This window comes from Streptomyces sp. NPDC087787 (assembly GCF_044743035.1).
Taxonomy (GTDB): Bacteria; Actinomycetota; Actinomycetes; order Streptomycetales; family Streptomycetaceae; genus Streptomyces.
Genome location: NZ_JBIUVQ010000002.1, coordinates 220,193 through 239,729 on the forward strand (window position 1 = coordinate 220,193; position 19,537 = coordinate 239,729).

The 19,537-nt window shown below is 69.5% G+C and carries 8 protein-coding genes; 4 read left to right on the forward strand and 4 right to left on the reverse strand.

Translation table 11 applies throughout. The features are described from left to right. Positions 1-35: 35 nt before the first annotated feature. From drmC to drmA, 3 genes are read right to left on the reverse strand one after another with little or no spacing between them, the layout of a single operon-like run. On the reverse strand, positions 36-830 hold the full coding sequence (gene drmC / locus ACIOWN_RS05125) for a DISARM system phospholipase D-like protein DrmC (protein WP_362348323.1): 795 nt from the start codon (positions 828-830) through the stop codon (positions 36-38). Continuing rightward, the gene (locus ACIOWN_RS05130) at positions 827-2,719 is read right to left on the reverse strand and encodes a DUF1998 domain-containing protein (protein ID WP_362348321.1); all 1,893 of its coding nucleotides are present in this window, start codon (positions 2,717-2,719) and stop codon (positions 827-829) included. The genes drmC and ACIOWN_RS05130 overlap by 4 nt, the downstream gene beginning before the upstream one ends. Then, positions 2,716-6,540: a DISARM system helicase DrmA gene (gene drmA / locus ACIOWN_RS05135; RefSeq protein WP_401980481.1), complete on the reverse strand. Its 3,825-nt coding sequence runs from the start codon at positions 6,538-6,540 to the stop codon at positions 2,716-2,718. The genes ACIOWN_RS05130 and drmA overlap by 4 nt, the downstream gene beginning before the upstream one ends. A gap of 178 nt (positions 6,541-6,718) precedes the next feature. Here drmA and ACIOWN_RS05140 point away from each other — a divergent pair, with 178 nt between their 5' ends. Next, positions 6,719-8,890 carry a UvrD-helicase domain-containing protein gene (locus ACIOWN_RS05140; protein WP_401980483.1) on the forward strand — a complete coding sequence of 724 codons (2,172 nt, stop codon included), beginning with the start codon at positions 6,719-6,721 and terminating at the stop codon, positions 8,888-8,890. A gap of 87 nt (positions 8,891-8,977) precedes the next feature. Here the strand turns inward: ACIOWN_RS05140 and ACIOWN_RS05145 are convergent, their stop codons facing one another. Then, positions 8,978-15,049, reverse strand: coding sequence for an AAA domain-containing protein (locus tag ACIOWN_RS05145; protein WP_401980485.1), 6,072 nt, complete (start codon positions 15,047-15,049; stop codon positions 8,978-8,980). A gap of 377 nt (positions 15,050-15,426) precedes the next feature. Here ACIOWN_RS05145 and ACIOWN_RS05150 point away from each other — a divergent pair, with 377 nt between their 5' ends. The 3 genes from ACIOWN_RS05150 (at position 15,427) to ACIOWN_RS05160 (ending at position 19,497) form a co-directional block, all read left to right on the forward strand. Further along, complete coding sequence (locus ACIOWN_RS05150; RefSeq protein ID WP_362348314.1) at positions 15,427-16,191, forward strand: hypothetical protein; 765 nt, start codon at positions 15,427-15,429, stop codon at positions 16,189-16,191. A 106-nt stretch (positions 16,192-16,297) separates the two neighbouring features. Next, the gene (locus tag ACIOWN_RS05155; RefSeq protein WP_362348312.1) at positions 16,298-18,847 is read left to right on the forward strand and encodes a DUF262 domain-containing protein; all 2,550 of its coding nucleotides are present in this window, start codon (positions 16,298-16,300) and stop codon (positions 18,845-18,847) included. Positions 18,848-18,882: 35 nt separating this feature from the next. Beyond that, on the forward strand, positions 18,883-19,497 hold the full coding sequence (locus tag ACIOWN_RS05160) for a hypothetical protein (RefSeq protein WP_362348311.1): 615 nt from the start codon (positions 18,883-18,885) through the stop codon (positions 19,495-19,497). Positions 19,498-19,537 lie beyond the last annotated feature (40 nt).

Genomic DNA, 19,537 nt, shown 5'->3' on the forward strand with positions numbered 1-19,537 from the left:
GCGCTGATCCCGCCTGCGACTCAGCCTGTTCGCCGTCACGCACGACGGGACGCTGATTTGCGTCCCACGGCATCCATGGGCTGGAGTACCCCCAGCCGTTGCAGCTCGACGACATGCTCCGCCGCGCGTCGAGGTGCTTCACCACCGCTCACAAGGACTCCAGCCTCGATGTTGCGTCGTGATGCGGACTCAGTGAGGTTGGCGCTGCCCACGAAGAGGGTGCGACGGTCGGCGACCGCGAGTTTCGCGTGCTGGCGTGACTGGACCTGCGCGGACCGGTCACGTGCCCAGTGCCATAGACGCAGGCCGGGTACGGAGGCGAACGCGTCGGCCGGTTCCCGCCCCGAGAGAAGACCGCGCGCGCCGGCCAGTGTCTCGACCACGATGTGTGTCTCCACGCCCCTGGACGTGGCCTCGGCCAGAGCACGCGTCAGCGCCGGGTACGGGCGGGCCGCGTAGGTCATGGCCAGCAGCTCCTCGCGGGCCTGGTCGATGACCTCGACGAGCACCTGAGCTGTGGCACGCACCGGGACGGCCGGTGTCGAGGGCCCGCTCCACACGGTGCGGACCTGGACCGTGCCCCGCGCCCGCAGCAAGGCGGCGACATATCCCCGCACATAGGCGGCCGCCTCGGCCAGCGGGACCGACTCCGCTTCCATGGCGTCGTACACCTCTGCGACGGCGACACCGACTCCCGGGGTCGCGAGCTCGGTCAACGCCCTTTCTTTGGAACGCCGCTGCGCCAGCAGGCCAACCAGGTCCTTGCCTCGGGACAGTCCGAGGGCCGCCACCGCGGCCTCGACGGCGGCCTCGAACCGGTGCCGGCTCACGGCAGCAGGCCGGTCGGCGTCAGCACCGGTTCCTTTTCACCGGACAGCGGAACGAGGAAGCGGCGGTCCAGGAACCGGTTGCCGCGTTCGCAGGTGGTTTCCGACACAAAGAGGCAGACGTGGCACGCGGCTCCATGGAGGTAATCCTCGGGGTCGTGCGGCAGACGCTCGGAGCAAAGCGGGTCGGCAGAGCAGTGCCCGGCATCCGCCAGGGCACGCCGTACGATCCGCTCGAACTCACGCTCCTCGGCGAGTGAGACCAGGCCTCCGAGCGTTCCCTCGGAGTCCGGAACGGCCGTGTAGATGAGGATGCCCGTCCGCGGGTTCTGGTCGTCTCCCGCGTAGATCCGCTCGGCGAGGGAGGCCGAGTTGTAGCCGCACTCCAGGGCGATGGTGCGGATCAGCAGATGGGAGAGGGTGTGCAGGGCGATGTACCTGGGCCCGGGCCAGCCTTGGTGGGGGTCGAAGTCGCTGGTCATGCGGTCCGACTTGCGGTTGACGCGGAAGCGGCCGTACGCCTCCCGATGTGCCTCCATCTGCGGTGACTTCTCCATGCGGGCAACCCAATCTGCCATCAGGTCGTCCCGGACCCGCAGGAAGATGCCCTCGCCGCGCACCTCACTGGCCGGTACCCACCTCTGTCTGCCGCGGGACAGCTCCACGCGGGTGGCGATCTCCGGCGACTCGGGATCGGGGGCGTCGAGCCGTGTGAACCCGATCAAGGCGCGCGCCTCGCGCAGTCGCTCGACCTGACGGAGGTCGGAGAAGAAGTCGCCCAGGTGTGCGGGAACGGCGACCTGGCGCAGAGCGAAGTCGTCGCTGGGCGTTGGGACGGGGCCGGAAAGCGCGTCCCATTCAGGGCCGAAAAGATCAGCCTGGACCTCCGGTGCGGAGGGTGCGGGCCCCTCACTGCCCAGTTTGCGCGCCACGACGGCCGCCAAGACCGCATCGGCGTCGAACTCCTTCAGGAACCCGTACGCGGGCAGGCCGGCCATGAAGTCGAGCTGGCTCCGGTCCATGACGGTCTGCAGTTCGGGCCAGTGGTCGTCGAGGAGCTTGTCGATGTCCCCGCCCTGTCCCTTGGGCAGGGCCAGGGCGCTGAGGGTGAGCGGGAACCACTGGTTGGACGCGCCCGCGACCATGAGGACCGGGTCGCGGTCGCAGCCGTTCGGCTCGTACGTGCCCAGGTGCGGGTGGCGTCCGCGGCACCGGGGCAGTTTGCGGCGGCCTTTCTCACCCATGGCCTCCCTGATGTTGCGCTTGCCACCGCAGGCCACACACTCGATGGTCACGTTGGCAGCCTGGTTGCCACCGTGGTCCTTCATGCGCAGCTTCGGGCGCGGCATCTTGCCACAGGGCCGTCCATGGTGGACGTAGGCGGTGTAGGGGAACTCGTCGAGGTGGCCGTTGGTACAGACCAGGGTGAAGCGGGCGGCCACCGCGAGCGGCTTCCCGCGCTTGCAGTCGTGGACGAACCGTGCCTCGTGCGGTGCGCGTGGATTGGTGTTGACGAAGGCGAACTCGTCGGAGTCGACCGCCGCCAGGACGTTGCAGGCGGTGCAGCGCAGCCACTGGGGAAACGGTGCGACGGGCACTCCGACTCCCTGGGCGGCGAAGCCTCTGGGGTCCGCCTCCCCGCCCTCCAGCCAGGGCGCGGCGCGCAACTGGTCGATCTGGCCGCGCCCGTAACGCTGGAGGGACCGGTTGACGGCGGCGCGCAGCCGGGGTTCGTCGATGTCGTAGTCGGTGACGCCGGAGTAGCTCCAGGAGTCGAGCCCCCTGACCAGGACGGAGAAGTTCGGCATGTCGACGAGGGAGCCGATGCCGGCGGTGAACATCAGGTGGCTGGGGCGGACCGCGCCGACCCTGCGGTTGGGGTTGCTGCTCATCGCTGTGCCTTCCTGGCCGGGGCGGCGGTGGAGCCGTATTCGTCGCTGTCAACGACGGCTTCCATGTCGTGATCGGTGTCCGGGCCGGTCTCGGACGCGCCGAAATTCCAGTCGGGGCCGGCTCCCGAGGGTTCGTCAAGGAAGCCGCCACCGGGAACGAGAAGGTTGATCTCGTTCTCGGTCTCGCGCATGGACATGCCGACGGTCAGCTCGGTCCACCGGGTGCCGTCGGCCCGCTTCAGCAGTCCGTCCACAGTCGTGGTCTTGTGCTTCTCCCTGCGGTAGCCGAGCGAGGAACTGCTCTCGTCACGCTTGCGCCGCCATTCGTCCTTGAGTCGTTCCAGTCGTTCGCTCAGGTACTGCCGGGCGCGGTCGTTGCCGACGCGTTCGGCTCGTTCCAGGAACCGGCGCTCGACGTCCTGGGCGATCGGCCCGTCCAGATCGACGGTGTGGGCGTCCAGGTTGCGGGAGACGTCGTACGCGGCCTGCCGCAACGCGGCGACGTATGTGGCGGCGACGCCCCGGTCGAGGGCGCGGCGGGTGAACGGGGTGACCGACAAGGCCTCGACCTGGCGGTAGAAGGTGGCGTGGTAGTGCTCGAAGTCCTCGAAGTGGGCGAGATCCCGCGGACGTGACCAGTTGTAGAGGGTGACGACGAGACCGGGGCGGGCAGCGTCACGGCCCACGCGCGAGGACGCCTGGATGTACTCGGCGGTGTTCTTGGGCTGGCCGACGACCAGCATCAGGCCGAACCGGGAGACGTCGACACCGACTTGCAGCATGGAGGTGGCCAGGACGACGTCGACGGCCTGTCGGGCGCTCGGAGTCATCCTGACGCGCGGTTCGCGCTTCTCCTTCATGGCGACCGCGTACTCGCGGAGGAACGCGCGGCGCCGCACGGAGGTGTCGTGCTCGGGGTCGAACTCGGTTTCCAGGCGTTTGAGCGCGGCGCCGATGTCGGCGGAGGAGATGCGTGAGGTCAGTTCCTGGATGTTGAGCATGCCGGCCTTGCTGACGATGCGTTCGGCCAGGGTGTCCTGGCCCTTGCGGCTGCCGTTGGAGCGCACGCGGGTGGTGATGTCGTCATCCATGTACCTGCGCATGCCGGCGAGTTCGCGGGTGGCGTTGAAGTAGGCGACGAGGGTCATGTAGGGGTCGGCCGGTCTGCCGTAGTCGTCGAAGAGCTGTTGCGCCGCGAGCAGGAGGATCTCGGCGACCCGGATCTCCGCGGCCTTGAGGCGCGTGCCGTGCGCGCAGACGCCCAGGTAGCGGCGGCCGGGGTTCTCACGGCTCAGCTCCACCTGGCGGGAGAAGAACGTGTCACCGACGTCCACGACCTGCGGCGGGAAGACGGCGACCTTGCGGCCGAAGACGCCCAGCACCTGGTCGGCGGCCCGCTTGGTGGTCGCCGTCGATGCGACGATCTTGGGCCCGACCTCGTGGCGGTCTCCCCGGGCGTCGGTGAAGCTCCAGGTGCACAGCTGGTCGACGGCGGCTTCAAAGAGACCGACGGTGGTGCCGAGCGCGCCGGAGATGAGGTGCAGCTCGTCCTGGATGATCAGGTCCGGCGGACGCAGACGGGTGACGGGTTGGGCGGTGACGCCGGGAAGGCTGCCCTTGGCGTTGTGGCGGCCGCCGCATCCGGTCTTCGCGTCGAGGTCGTCGTGGCGGTAGCCGTGCCGGGGACACAGCTCGGTGACCCTGCCGAACAGCAGCCCGGCGTACCCGTTCCACGGGAGCTGGGCGAACTTGTCCACCGTCGCGATCAGCAGTGACGGGGCGAGGCGGTAGATCTCCTCGTCGACGGTGAGCACGGGAATGCCTTCACCGGGCGCCTCGCGCCGCGAGAAGGGGCAGCGGTCCTCTCCCTCTCCGCGCGGGCAGTACAGCAGAACCCGGCGCCGTCCCTCGTCGTACTCCATGTGCGCACGGGCGGTGAGCCCGGTCCCGCACCACGGGCAGGTGAGCACTTGCAGCACCCGGGCGTGCTTGTCGCTCGCGCTCTCCCGGGCCTCGGCTATCTGTTCCTTGGCCTCGTCGAACCAGTTGGGCGAGACGGAGGTTCCGACCCAGAGCCCGATGCGGAAGGGGGTGGCGCCCCAGCGGACGTCCCGTACGAACTCCTCCCGGCGCAGCACCTCGCACGCGCTGACCAGGGCCGCGGCGCGCTGGAACTGCTGTGCGGTCAGCAGGCGCAGGGTGTAGCGCATGAGGACACCCACGCCTGCCTCACCGCTTCGGGCCTGCGCTCCGGAGCCGACCGTGCCCTGCAGGCGACGCAGCGCGAAGGTGTAGGCGGCCAGACCGAGGTATGCCTCGGTCTTGCCACCACCGGTCGGGAAGAACAACAGGTCGACGAGTGCTTCGCGGCCGGTCCCGCGGTGCGGGTGCCCGGGACGGCTGAGGGAGTCGAGGTTCAGCAGCACGAAGGCGAGCTGGAACGGGCGCCAGCTCGCCGCCGCCTTGCCCTTGGCGTGGATCTCCTCGTACGCCTCCAGGTATGAGGTGGGATCGTCCTCACGACCGGCTCGGGAGGCGGCTACGGCGGTGTTGCGACGTTGGAGTGCCATGGCCCGGTTGGCGAACCGGAAGGCGTCGAGGGCGGTGTCGTCGGCCACGAGCCGGTCGATGCCGAGCGTTATCCGGTCGCAGATCTCCAGCGCCTGCTCGATGGCGACTTCGGCCGATTCCCGTAGGTCCTCGGGGAGCGAACGGGCGTTGCGCCGCTGCTGTTCGAGCCAGGTGCCGTAGCCGTCGGCCAGCGGGGCGAGAGCGGCGCTGAGTTCGGTCCGGCGGGTGGGCACCGCGAGGGCGGCAAGTTCGTCCATGCCCAGTTCGAGCCCGCGGAGCAGGTCCTGCTCCTCCAGGGTCGGTGCGGTGGTGGCCCGGATGTCGTACTCGGGGAGCCAGGTGGTCGTCAGGCGGTGAGCGTTGCGCTCGCCGTCGCGCACGTGGGCGTGCACGGACACGTTGCGGCCATTGGCGTGGCTGAGGCTGTCCCGGTAGAGGAGGCGGAGCCGTCGCTCCTCGGCGTCCTCGGGCGCGTTCTGGCGGTTGGCCTGATCGAGTGGGTCGTCGACGGGGAGGAAGACGGCTGCCTGGTCGTCCGGAAACGCGGTGACGTCGATCCGGGTCTGGAACAGCCAGTGAGCGTCGCGGGCTTCGCGACTGTCCTGCTGCCGGTTCACGAGAGCGAGTTCGACAACACGCAGGCCCTCGGCTCCGGTCCGGCCCGTGTGTCGTCGTACCTGTACGTCCAGGACGACCGCGTCGCCCTCGAGTTCACGTGTCCGGTTCCCCGTGCCGGTCACATCGACGTCCACCACATGCCGGACGGGCTCGCGCGACCAGACCCGGCGGGTCGTGCCCCGGTCCGTCGCCTCTTCCGACTGCGTGTAACGCCCCCAGCAGACCTCGACGGTGAGCGTGCCGACCGAGGCCGGGACCGTGAAGGACAGCCCCATGGACGACGCCCAAATGTGGCCGGCGGCCTGTGGGCTGAGCCGGTCCTGGAGGCCGGTGTCGTCGCCTTCCTGCTCGTCGCCCGAGTCGCTGTCCGCGCTCTGGGCGGCCGCGCGGGCGATCCGGTCGGCGGTGACGGTGTCGGGCCGGGGCCCGAGCATGCCTGCGAGGTAGCGGTCGCGCGGTCCGGAGGACGCACCCGGCAGGGTCTCCGTCTCTCCGTCCCAGGGCCCGAGCAGGTCGCGGCGAATGTAGGTCACCAGTCCGTCCCGCACCGTGTACGAGTCCCCGGCGCGAAACGTCTGGGGAACTTCGTCCAGCGGGTGCGGGACAGCGGCCTGGGCTGGCTGGGCCGGCATGAGAAGGATCCTTCCGGACGGGTCCGATGGGCGCGATCGCGGATTACTCCGAAGCCATGAGCAATATAGGACGTTGACTCAGTTCACACAACGATTAGGGAAGGCTCCATGGCTCGACTCCGAACCGGGTCTCTAGTCTGGACCCCGACCGCCGTCCGTCAGCGACCCGAGGATGCCCATGCCCCGTCTCGCCCTCTCCGACGACTTCGTCGCGGACCTCATCTCCCTGCAGAGACCCGTCCAGAAGGAAGTCGGCGACGCGATCCAGATGTTCCGGAGCATGACGGTTCCCCAGCTCCATGCCAGCAAGGGCATGCACCTGGAGAAGCTCGAACGGTCGCGGGACCCCCGGATCCGCACCATCCGCATCACCAAGTTCTATCGCGGTGTCCTGCTGGCCCCCGACGACGGCAGCGAACTTTTCACCCTGCTCAGGGTCGCTCCGCACGACGAGGCCATCAACTGGGCCTGCAAACGCGCCTATTCGGTCAACGGCGCCACCGGAGCCGTGGAGGTGCGCAACGTTGAGGCTCTCGAACAGATGGAGACCTATTTCGAGATGAAGGCGGTCGCCGCTCCGACGCGTCTGTTCGCGGAACACTCCGACACCGTGCTGCGCGATCTCGGCATCGACGAGCAGGTCCTGCGCCTCGCCCGGGTCTGTGTCACCGCCGAGGACCTGTCGGTCATGGCACCGCCCATGATGCCCGCCGACCAGTACGAGGTGCTGTGGTTCCTTGCGGACGGCTGGTCGGCCGAGGCGGTCTGGGAGCAACTGATCGCTCCCCGCGGGCAGACGGTCCGCACGGCTGAGGAGCGTCCCGCGGTCACTCTCAGCGAGGCGATCCTCAACACGCCCAACCGCATCGTGGAGGTGACGGGTCCCGGCGAACTGGAGCGCATCCTCGTCGAGGACTTCACCCGCTGGCGTGTCTTCCTCCATCCCGCACAGCGACGCCACGCCTACCACCCCGGCTTCAACGGCCCCGCCCAGGTCACCGGCGGCCCCGGCACCGGCAAGACCGTGGTCGCCCTGCACCGGGTACGGCACCTGCTGCGTACCGGTCTTGAGGGCGAGCGCATTCTGCTCACCACCTTCACCAACGCCATGGCCGCTGCCCTGCGGGACAACCTGGCGCTCCTCCTCGGCGACACCGACGCGCACCTGCTGGACCGCGTCGATGTCACCACGGTGGACTCCCTGGCGGCCCGGGTGGTCCGGGAGGCGCGCGGCAGCGCCCCGAAGCCCCTGTCCTCCGCCGCGGAGAAGAGCGCCTGGACCCGCGCCATCGGACGCGAGGAACTCCCCTGGACCGAGCAGTTCCTGTCCCAGGAGTTGCGCAACGTCGTTCTGGCCCAGGGGCTGCGCACCCCCGAGGAGTATCTGCGCTGTGTACGCAGGGGTCGGGGCACCCAGGTCGGGCGGGTGCAACGGGCGCGGTTGTGGCGCGTCATGGAACGGTTCACGGTGGACCTCGCCTCGCGTGACTCGGCGACGTACACCCAGCTGTGCGACCAGGCAGCCCTGATTCTGACCGAGGGCGGTCCGCGCTACCGCCACGTCGTCGTGGACGAGGCCCAGGATCTCCATCCGGCACAGTGGCGGGTCCTCCGCGCCTGCGTGGCTCCCCAGTCCGACGACATGTTCCTCGTGGGCGACCCGCATCAGCGTATCTACGACTCCCGGGTCTCGCTGCGGTCGTTGGGCATCGGCGTCCGGGGGCGTACGGCACGACTGCGCGTCAACTACCGCAGCACCGAGGAGATCCTGCGCTGGTCCGCCGCGCTTCTCAATGGTCAGTCGGTGGGCCGGCTCGGTGAGGACGACGAGGAGGACGGCGGCCGCGACTCGCTGCGGGGCTACCGCTCCGAGCTGCACGGGCGAGTTCCGGTGGCCCGCGGACACGGCAGCCAGGACGACGAACTGCGGGCCCTGGTCGAACAGATCCGGACCTGGATCGACCAGGACGGTGTCAAGCCGTCCGAGGTGGCGGTGTGCGCCCGCTTCAACACGCTCGTGGACGCGGTCATCACACGTCTGCGCCGGGAGCACATAGCGGCGGTCGCGGTCAAGGACAATCCGGGTCCCGACGCGTCCGGAGTCCGCGTGGCCACCATGCACGCGATGAAGGGGCTGGAGTTCCGGTGTGTGGCCGTCGTGGGAGTGACTTCGAGCGTCCTGCCGTTCGCCCCGCAGGTGACGCCTGCCGACGTCGACCCCGTCCAGCACCAGTCGGATCTGCTTGCCGAGCACTGTCTGCTGTTCGTGGCGTCCACGCGGGCCCGGGACGCGCTGGCGATCTCGTGGAGCGGCGAGCGCAGCCGCATGCTGGATCCGGTCACCGGGTGAGTGGCGCGCGGCCCCGTCGCCCGGTACCCGAAGCACGGGTCGTACGGCGGGGCCGCGGCAAACTCAGTCCGGTCGTACCGCGTGCGTTCAGACCCGGATCTCCCGGACCACGACCGTACGCGAACGCCCCTGCGAGGCTTCGTAGGAGATCTGACGCCCCACCGGCTGCCACATCAGCGCGTGCCCGAGCGGCGACGAGGGAGAGACCATGTCCGCCTCGCCGGTGGGCAGTTCCGTGACCGTGTAGAGCGTCTCACCCTCGGTCTGTCCGTCGAACCCAAGCATGAGCAGCGCACCGGGGAACACGACCCCAGGCACATCCGTCTCTCCCCCGACGCGGACGGCGTCGATGAACGTCCTTAGGAAATTGAGGCGTTGCGTACGACGGTGACGCTGATCAGCCTGCGTCCTCCTGAGGAAGACGAGGTTCGCCGCGTCCACGCCGTCGGGAGTCTCGTCCGGAGCGTCGACGGCGGCCTGCAGCTGCTGCATCTCCCGGACCAGTCGTTGAAAGGCAGCGGGGGGAATCTCCTGGACGGGAAGCGCGCCCTGCCTGGCGGCCCCGGTCGGCGACACCGGAGGGTGCACGGGCGCCGGGGCCGTGTTCCTCGCGGGCACGGGACGCGGAGCCGCGTCAGGACGAGCGGAGGGCGATGGCGCGCGCCCCGCGGGGACGCGAGCCGCCGCATTCCCCGCAAGCGACGACGCCCAGGGAGCGGCATCTCGCGCAGGAACCGACGCGAGTACATCGTTCTCAGCCCGAACGGGCGCCGTGCCACGCTGCTCCGGGAAGTGGGCGAGAAGGTTCGTCGGGCTCTCCGGAGCGCCTGCGGTTTCCTGGGATTCGGCCGCCGGGACCGGGTGGCCCGCGACCTCTCGCTCCACGGACTGTCCCGACTCCTCGTCCCCGCCGTCCGGTTCGCCGGCTGACGAGTCCTCGGGCTGCCCATCGTCTGCGGCCGGCAAGACCGCGGGCACCTCCGGTTCCTCCGGGACGGGCTCGATCCCCAGCCGTTCCAGCTCCGCCCACAGCGGCGCGAGCGCCTGCTCACGGTCGAGGTGGAACCGGCTGCCGCGAATGCGGACGAAGGTCCAGTCGACGCGCTCCAGGTCACGCTGCCGGGCGGCCGCCGTGGGCGCGTCCTCACCCTCCGCGAAGGCGTCACCGTCGCAGGCGACGGCGAGTCTGCGGGTTCCGCCCTCCACGACCAGGTCGATGGTGTGCCGGCCGACCCGGTAGCCGGGCCGCACTCGGTAACCGCGGGTCGTCAGCTCCAGATACACCTTCTGCTGGAAAAGGCTGTCGAACGCTTCGTGCCGTACGTCGGGCCGCACCTCGCCGTCGACCGCGACGGTGTCCTCCTCCGCGGGCCGGGTGAGGTGGTCGAGCCACCGCCGGCGCAGGTCGTTCTCGTGGAACTGTTCCGTGCGGGCGCTGTGGAACACCCACACCTGGTCCTGTGCTCGGGACGCCGCGACGTTGAGCCGCTGCTCGTACGTCTTTCCGTTGAACCCGCCGGGTACGGTACCGGCCGCGGTGGTGGCCGAGTTGACGCAGGAGACGAACATGACGTGCCGTTCGTCGCCCTGGAAGTCCTCGGCGTCACCGACCCGGATACGCCGTTCCTCGCGCTGCTCGTAGTCGAGGCGTTCGGCGAGCAGGTTCTCCAGTTCCGTCAGGTGGCTCTTGGTGCCCCGGAGACTGACGATCCCCATGGTCTTCCCCTCGTACGCGGGGTCGGCGCAGCAGCGCACGACCGCGTCGACGAGTGCTTGGGCCTCCGCCGTGTTGACCAGCCGGTCGTTGCTGCCGAAGGCCTCGCCGTCCTCGACGTACACCGTACGGACCGGGGGCAGCCGGTCGGCGCCGTACTGCCGCAGGGGCTGGAGCCGGCGGTTGTAGCAGAGCTCGTTGGAGAAGGAGATGATCTCCGGCATGCAGCGGAAGTGCTCCTTGAGCATGAGCGTGCCGCGGCCCGCCGAGAGCGCCTCGGTGAGGTCGAAGAAGCTGGAGTCCGGGCCGAACAGGCTGCGCACGTCCGGCTCCAGCGCGGTGAGCAGCCGGTCCCTGAGATGGAAGTACTCGTCCTGCTTGAGGCCGACGTTGGAAGGGCTGACCTGCTTGCTGTCGCCGACGACGACCATCCGGTCGGCGAGCCAGCTCAGCAGCATGGCCTCGAGCCCCGACTGGCTGGCCTCGTCGACGATGACGACGTCGAACATCCCGGGCCGGTCCATGGGCACGGTCTCGGCGACCTGGTGCAGCGGCATGATCCAGGCCGGCACGGCCGTCTGTGCCTTGCGCAGCGCGGCCTGGGCGTCGCGCCGGTAGCGGTGCTGGTACTTGCCCTTGATGCGCCGGGCGGCTTGCTGGTAGGCGCTGAGCGCACGGGACTGGTCACCGGTGAGCAGGCCGAGGCACCGGTGCCAGGCGCGTGCGGCGGCGAGCCGGGCGAGCATGATGCGGGCCTCGTCGTCGGCCTCCGTCAGCCGTCGGCGCAGGGTGCGTTCGGCCTCCGGGTCGGTGAGCCGTTCCATGCGGTCGTGCCATGCGGACCAGGCCCAGGCCTCGGTGAGCGTCGGCAGCCGTGTGTCCCAGGCAGTGTCCTCCGGCGCCTCGGTGATCCGCTCGGCGAGCGCGGGAAACGCCTCACGGACTTCGGTGAGCGCGGTGTGCTGCTCGGCCCGCAGCCCGGCGGCCTCGCGGACCTCGGCGATCTCGTCGCTGAACTCACGGTAGCCGTCGGGGTCCTGGGCCCGCACGGCGTGAAGGGCACGTGCGACGGCGGACGAGACGCCGGGCCGGTCGCTCCAGGAACGCAGCAGTTCCTCGGTGTCCGCGATGAGCCGGCGGGAGCGCTCGGCGGCGCGCAGGGTGGTCGCCGCGCGCAGCAGGGCGCGTACGGCGTTCTCGACGGACGTGTCGTGCCAGGTGGCGACGGCCAGTTCCGGTGAGGTGGCAGCGGCGGTGAGAGCATCGGTGCGGGCGGTGGCAACGGCGCGAAGGGCTTGGAGTACCTCGGCGTCCTGTCGCAGGCGGGCCAGGCGCGGACCGTGTCCCTGCCAGGCGCCGGCCGGGGTGCCCCACTCGGCCTCGACCTGGGCCAGACGCAGTTCGAGCTGGACGCGGGCGACGACGACGGCCGCGGTGGCGGTGTCCTCGGGGGCCCGCCCCTCGACCCGTACAGCGTCAACGAACGCGCCGACGGCCTTGGCCAGTTTCGTGCGCGTGCCGAGCGGCCCGCGCAGCTTCTGTCCCTGGGCGAGCCCGTCGTGCAGGGTGGTGGCCTGGCCCAGCGCACCGGCCGGATCGTACTGCTCCAAACCGCTGACCATCGCGGTACCCAGTGTGGCGAGCGAGGCGTCGACCGCCGCGAGGGCGTCGCTGACGGCGGCCTGCCGGCTGCGCGCCTGCCAGTCCTGCCCCGCGCTGACCTCCCTCAGGAGCGCCCCGGCCCACTCACCGGCGGCGGCCGCGAGCGAGGCGGCGCGGGCCCGGGCGGCGGAGAACGCGTCGAGCGCCGTCGTCAGCCGCTGTTGTTCGGCTTCGCTCAGGCCCCGCACGGCTGTGTCGTACTGCCGGCTCAACGGGTCCTGCCGCACCGCCTCGTGCGCTTCCTCGGCCGACCGTACGACGGTGACAGCCTCCTCGAAGTCGCTGGGGCCGGGCAGTTCGGAGGGGCCGGGCACTTCGGCCGCCAGGGCTTGGTGGTGCGGGGTGTAGGCGCGGGTGGTGTGCAGAAGCCGCAGCGCGTCGTCGGGCCCCAGGATTGGCTGCTCGTGCGGGACCTCGCCGAGCCAGTCGTGCCGTTCCCGCTCGGCGGTGAGGCGCCCGGCGATCTCCTGGAGGCTGCCGGTGTAGTCGCCGATCTCCGCCTCGAAGCGGTGGGTCTCCTGCTCGCGCAGTACCGCGAGGTCACGCAGCATGGTCTGCTGGGCGGACCGGGCCGAGGCGAGCCGTGCCTGGAGGGTGCGGATCTCCTTCTGGGAGGCTTTCGTGTCGTACCCGGCGTACTCGCTCAGGATCTTCTGCACGGACCCTTCGAGCTCGCGCTGGGCGGCCGCACCGTCCTCGGTCCGGCTCACGCACAGGTCGCGAACGGTCTCCGGCAGCTTGTCCCGAAGCACACGCAGGGCGCGCGGGGTGTGGCTGGTGATGAGGACCCGCTTGCCCTGCGCGAGCAGGTCCGTGACCAGGTTGGCGATGGTGTGCGTCTTACCGGTGCCGGGCGGACCCTGCACGACGACGAGCCGGTTGGCTCGCAGACGTTCGGCGATGGTGCGCTGCTCCTCGTTGGCGGGGAGCGCGAAGTACATCTCGCCGGTGCCCGTCTCCGTTCCGTCGTCCTCGGCCGCCGCGAGATCGGCGGCGGTCAGGGCTCCGCCACGGCCGGCGATGTAACCGAGCAGCTCTGTGGGAGGGGTGCCCGCGTCGATCTGGCGGGCGATGGCCTTGAGTGCGTCGAGCGTCGAACGGCGGTTGCGCTCCCGCAGCACGAGTGCGGGGGTGAACCCGACCTGCGGCACCTCCAGGCTGCGCGGCCGGGCGCGCTCCACGGTGGGCAAGTAGCCGCCGGCGCTGTGCGCGGCGTTGACCCAACTGCGCAGCGCGGTGTGTACGGCGTCGAGGTGGTCGGGGTCGGTCACGTCGGAGGCGCTTTCCAGCACCTCGACGATTCCCTCGCGTACGGTCCCTGGAACGTGCTGGGCACCCTCCAGCATGCCCTCTTCCAGCTCCAGGCCCACGCCGGTCGGGTCCGGGGCAGCGGTGAGCGTACCGGTGGCGGGGTCGAGCTGGATGGTGGCCCGGTGCGTGATCAGATGCCGTTCCACGCGCTGGGCCCCGGCTGTCTGCCAGGTCAGGCGCCCGATTCCGAGCACGAGTTCGTACGCCTCGCCGAGGTTGGCGGCGTCCTCGTGCATCTTGTGCAGGTGGTCGTAGAGCTTGACGACGGGGTCGATCGCCCGGCGTCGCTCCGCCCACGCGAGCCACTCCTGTTCCCAAGCCGCGTACTGCTTCTCGATTTTCTCCTGCTTCGGATGCTCGTCCAGCTCGTGATAGGTCTTCTCGAGCGGGATTCCCCGGGACCAGTCGGGGAATTCGGGCTCGATCCGCCGCCGCAGGTGGGGGGCGCGGGTCTGCTTGAAATCACGGATACACGTCTCGTCCACCCAGGGTGCGAGCAGGGGCTTGGGCTGCGGAGCGTCCTCGCGTTCGGGACGAATAACGGTGAGCCAGGCCGGGTCGTCGGTGGAGAGCACGCCGTCGAGCATCACCGCGACTTCGGAGGCATCCGGCAGCTCGTCGAACCACACGGTGCCGGCGGCGCCGTCGAGCGTGCGGACCGGCCGGGTCTTCGACTCCTCCGCCTCGGCGAGGAACCGGAAGATCTGGCGGACCCGGGTGGCGTCGAGCTCGTTCGGGGACAGCCCCTGCGTCCGGACGGGTGCGGCGTGCGGCATGGCCGACTGGTCCGGACCAGTCAGCTGCGCAGGCACGGCCTGCAGTACAGGTCGGCCCGTGAGCCGGGAGACATCCGCTTCGGCCTTGCCGCCAGGGTCGCCCGTGGATTCCGGATCCGCGTCCGCGAACAGGGACTCCTGCCGCTCCCCGAACAGTGCTGCCTGGTCAGGGAGCTGGGTCGGTGCGGGCGTGGGGCGCGTGGGCACGGTGTGCGCGATCGCCAGGCGGGGGTCGACGGGAGCCGGCGTGGTGGCCGCGGCTGTGGTGAAGGTGATGCTCTCGCGTTCGTGCCCGTACGCGAACCGGACCTCGATGTCCAACTCGTCGGCGGTACCGGCGGGAATGCTGTAGGCCCAAGTCACTGATATCCGGCGGCCTTTGCGCAGCACGCCTTCGAGTGACTCGTCGAGCACCTCGGTCCCGTAGTCCCGAACCTGGCGGCCCGCCTTGCCGTACGGCCCGCTCCGGACGAGGAGGTCGATGCCGTCCACGTCGATGGCCCGGTCGGTGCCGTTGCTCAGGTACAAGGTGCATCGCACCAGGTCGTCGCCCTGTCGATACCCATGCGAGTCTTCAGGATCGACCAGCTCGTACGGCACCACGTCATCGACTCTGACGTGCAGCCCGTCGTCGTACTGGAACACGGACCCGACCGGCTGCACTCCGTCGCCCAGGCCGCTCTCACCCTGGCTCACACGCCACCCCCACTGCTGCCGAGGGCCACAACGGTGGCCCGCCTTGTGAATCCCCGCCCCGGCCACACGCCCGCTGGGTGTGAACTGAGCACACGCGCAGAGGGTAGCAGGACCTCCGACCCCCTCAAGGCCGACTGACCACATCAACGCCCCCCCCCGCCCGAGACGGCCCGGAAGGCGCCACATGAAAACAGAGCCAGGATGCGATCCACGACAGGTTCCGCGTTGACAGAGTTCACACTGCTGGCGCATCATCAGATCGAATGCAACTCGCTTACACCGTCAGAAGGGCCGGCAAACCCATGCGCATGGAAGTGGTCGACGTATCACCGCAGTTGGCGGCCGAGTGGCTCACTCGGAACACCAACAACCGGCCCTTGAGCAAAAGCACGGTCCAACAGCTCGCGGGTCGGATCCAGCGGGGTGAGTGGCAGCTGACACATCAGGGCATCGCTTTCGACGAGGATCAGGTACTCATCGACGGTCAGCACCGTCTGGCCGCCATCGTCAAGGCAGGGCTCGCGGTTCCGCTGACGGTCACACACGGTGTGCCCAGGACCGCGTTCACGGTGATGGACACGGGACGTAAGCGCACCGGCCGCGACGCGCTCGCGCTGGCCGGTGAGGCCAACGCGACGCACCTGGCCGCAGCGCTGCGCGGACTGCACCTGTACCTGCACGCGCCGAACTCGTCGTGGAGCGGCGGATCGTCGGTCACCAGCAACGACCAGCTCCTGGATCTGCTCGGTAAGCACCCCGGCATCCGTGACGCCCTGCACCACGGCATCGCGCTGAACCGTGGATGCCGCATCACCATCACGGCGGCAACCATCGGCTGGTACGTCACGAGCGAGGCGCGGCCCGACATCGAGCAGTCCGCCTGGGAGGAGGGAGTTGTCACCGGCGCGCGCCTGGAACCGGGCGACCCGCGTCTGACCCTGCGCAACACCATGCTCAACCTCGCCCTCGGCAACGCGCACCGGCGCCGCGACGACTCGCGGGAGCACCTGCTGTACTACCTCAAGGCGTGGAACGCCTGGGTAGAGGGCCGAAGCATCAAACTGCTGCGTCGCTCCCCCAACGAGACGATGCCCCGCATCTCCATCCGCTCGGCATTGACATCTTCGGACAACGGCGCCTGAAAAGAACTAGATTCAGCGGACAGCTGTCCCGCAGCGCGAAGAGCGCCGGACATGAACCGGCAAGGTCTGTGCACCCTTTGGGGAAGACCGCTAGGAAAGGAGGCGCATGCGCGCCCAGGAAATCACCTTCCTCAAGCTCGTCCAGGGAGACAAACAGTTCCAAGTCCCGCTCTACCAGCGCACGTACAGCTGGGGCAGGGAGCAGCTGAAGAGACTGTGGGAGGACGTGGGGGAACTCGTCGACCAGCATGTGAGCGGTGAGTCGGCGGCGCCACACTTCCTTGGATCTGTGGTGCTCGCGCCCGGGCAGATCCAGGCCGGCGGCGTACAGCGGTGGCTGGTCGTGGACGGTCAGCAGCGGCTGACCACGCTCATGCTCGCGTTCACCGCGCTGCGCGACCATCTCAGGGAGACGGGCGACGAGCGCGGCGCGGACAGGGTGCACCGCCAGGTCCTGGTCAACGAGTTCCACGAGGGACTGGACCACTACCGGTTACTGCCGACGCAGGCGGACCGGGACGCTTACACGGCGTGCGTCCAGTCCCGGGCCGAGGCGGGCGGGAGCGACAACATCGGCGCCGCCTACCGGTTCTTCCGCGGTTCTCTGGCCGAAGGCCGGGAAGAGGCGGGCGAGGAGCGGTGGATCGGCACCGTCGAGACCGTCCTGAAAGACCTGCTCTCAATCGTCGAAATCACTGCCGAGTCCGGCGACAACGTGTACCGGATCTTCGAATCGATCAACAACACGGGTGTCGGCCTCAGCCAGAGCGACCTGCTGCGCAACTACGTGTTCATGCTGCTGCCCAAGCGCGGTGAACGAGTCTACCAGGAACTGTGGCTGCCCATGCAGCAGAGCCTCGGCCCGAAAAACCTCGAGCTGCTGGTCTGGCTGGACCTGATCGTTCGCGGCCACTACAAGACGAAGCAGAGCGAGATCTACCGGGAGCAGCAGAAGCGGCTTCAGCCCCTGGCCGGCGACGAGGACGCGCTGCAGCGCGAGATCGCGCAACTGGCCGAGCGCGGACGCCGGTTCCTGCGCATCGTCGATCCCGGCCGCGAGCCCTCCCCCGCCCTGCGCGCGGTTCTTGAGCGCCTTGCCGGCTGGGGCGGACAGACCCACTACCCGCTCGCGCTGCACCTGCTGGATCTGGTCGACTCCGGCAGCACGACACCTGGGGACGCGGCCAAGGCCCTGCTCCACGTCGAGTCGTACCTCGTGCGCCGTCTGATCTGCCAGACGCCGACCACCGGCCTCAACCGCATCTTCATGGAGGCTCCCAAGGAGCTGGAGAGCGACCGGCCCGCGGCCGAGGCGGTGCGGCGGTTCCTCTCCGGACGGCGCAGACGCTGGCCGAGCGACGAGGAGCTGCGCGAGGCGATCCGCAGCAAGCCGTTCTACTGGAGCGGCCGTCCCCCGCAGCGCAGTTACATCCTGCGCCGGCTGGAGGAGAGCTTCAGCCCCTCCGAGCCCGTCGACTTCGCCAAGGCCTCCCTCAGCGTGGAGCACATCCTCCCGCAGCGTCCGGCCCCGACATGGTTCGAATTGCTCGCCGAGGAGACCGACCCGAACCAGACACCCCAGGAACTCCACGACCTGCTCGTGCACACCCTGGGCAACCTGACCCTGACCGGCGACAACGCGAAGCTCTCCAACCACCCCTTCGAACGAAAGCAGCAGATCCTCGAATCCAGCGCCCTGCGCATGAACCTCGAGATCGCCTCCGCGAAGCGCTGGGGCAAAGCGGAGATCCTCGACCGCGCCGACCGGCTGACCGAGCGGGCCGTGGAGCTGTGGCCGGGGCCGATCAGCGGGGTCAAGCCCGCAGGCGAAGAGTGGCCGGGCTGGGCCGAGCTGCGCGCGGCTCTGGTGGCGATGCCGAGCGGGACGTGGACGACCTACGGGGACGTCGCCGAACTGATCGGCAGCCACCCGGTGCCGGTCGGCACGTATCTCGGTTCCAACCCGTCGGTGATCGGCGCCTACCGCGTCCTGACCGCAGACGGCAAGGTCTCGCCCGCGTTCCGCTGGGCCGACGGCAGCGACCGGCCTCCGCCGTGGGAACTGCTGGCGAGCGAGGGAGTGAAGTTCGACCCGTCGGGGCGGGCCGATCGCGCGCAGCGCCTGACGGCCGCGGAACTGGCCACACTCCTCGGCAAGGACGTCACGCAGCCGACCGCTCACGATCCGCTGCCCGACGGAGAGGACGCGGCGGCGGCCGAACGGTTCCGCGCGCAGCTCCAGGAACACTGGCCGGAGGCGTCCGCCGGCGTCCTGGCGGCTCTCGAGTTCTGGCGCCACCAGGGTGGCCACGTGAACTACGGCCGGTACGAGGAGACGAGCTGCTTCCCCATGCTGGACGCCGGGACGAGCCGACGGCCCCACCTGCTCTGGCCGGTCGGCATCTACCCGGTCAGCGGAACGGTCGAGGTGGTCTTCCAGTACCTCAAGTCCCGTAGCCCGTTCGACGACACGGAGCAGCGCCGCGAGTTCCTGCACCGCCTCAACAAGATCGACGGCATCGATCTGCCCGAGGCGAAGCTGGAGCTGCGCCCGTCCTTCCCGGTACGGGTCTTCGCGGAGCACAGTGACGAGATCTGCGAGGTGCTGGACTGGTTCGTGGGGACGGCGGCGCTGGATCTGGCGCGGCGGGACTGAAGACAGATCATCGAGTGAGAGGGGCACTCAGAGACATGGACTTTCTGCACGATCTGACACTGGTGCGCAACGACGATCCGGTCACGAACAAGGTGGGCAGGACGTGTACGGGCGAGGAATCCGTGGCGAGCGCCGTCGAATGGGAGCTGCGTCTCCCCGGACGTCCGCGGCTGACCCTGCACGACAATCGCTGGGCGAACGGTGAGCGGGACCTGGTCCTCCACAAGCCCACTGTCGTACCCGAGATGCCGGCCGCTCTGTCCAAACTGCACGACCGGCTGCGCTCCGGTATCACCGTCGGCCGCCGGCATGAGGAGAGGCGTCTGATGGTGTACCCCGCTTGTGTCGATGACCGCGAGCGACCACGTGTCAAGAAGTCGCTCACCACGGCCGAGCTCTCCGGCCACCTGGGCCTGCATCACCTGCGCGAACTGACCGCACGGAAGGGCGTCGAGCTGGACCACGCTTTCGACCGGCCGCGCCTGGACCTGCCACCGGTCGACCTGGACGACCCGCAGGACGAAAAGCGGCTTCAGCACGCCCTGTTCTTCCCCGTGGAGGACGACGAGACCCCAGTGGTCGCCTACGTCCATTTCCGCGTCGCACCCGTTCTGCGTCACGTCGGCTGGCTGTCTCCCGACGACAGCTGAAGCGCGTTTCTGTGAGGCCGCGCAGCCGTGGTCACGGTCG

Bases quoted from the DNA above. Each gene is read 5' to 3' on its own strand.
- ACIOWN_RS05160 (WP_362348311.1), top strand. From the start codon at position 18,883: ATGGACTTTCTGCACGATCTGACACTGGTGCGCAACGACGATCCGGTC.
- ACIOWN_RS05140 (WP_401980483.1), top strand. From the start codon at position 6,719: ATGCCCCGTCTCGCCCTCTCCGACGACTTCGTCGCGGACCTCATCTCC.
- ACIOWN_RS05155 (WP_362348312.1), top strand. From the start codon at position 16,298: ATGCGCGCCCAGGAAATCACCTTCCTCAAGCTCGTCCAGGGAGACAAA.
- drmA (WP_401980481.1), bottom strand. From the start codon at position 6,540: ATGCCGGCCCAGCCAGCCCAGGCCGCTGTCCCGCACCCGCTGGACGAA.
- ACIOWN_RS05130 (WP_362348321.1), bottom strand. From the start codon at position 2,719: ATGAGCAGCAACCCCAACCGCAGGGTCGGCGCGGTCCGCCCCAGCCAC.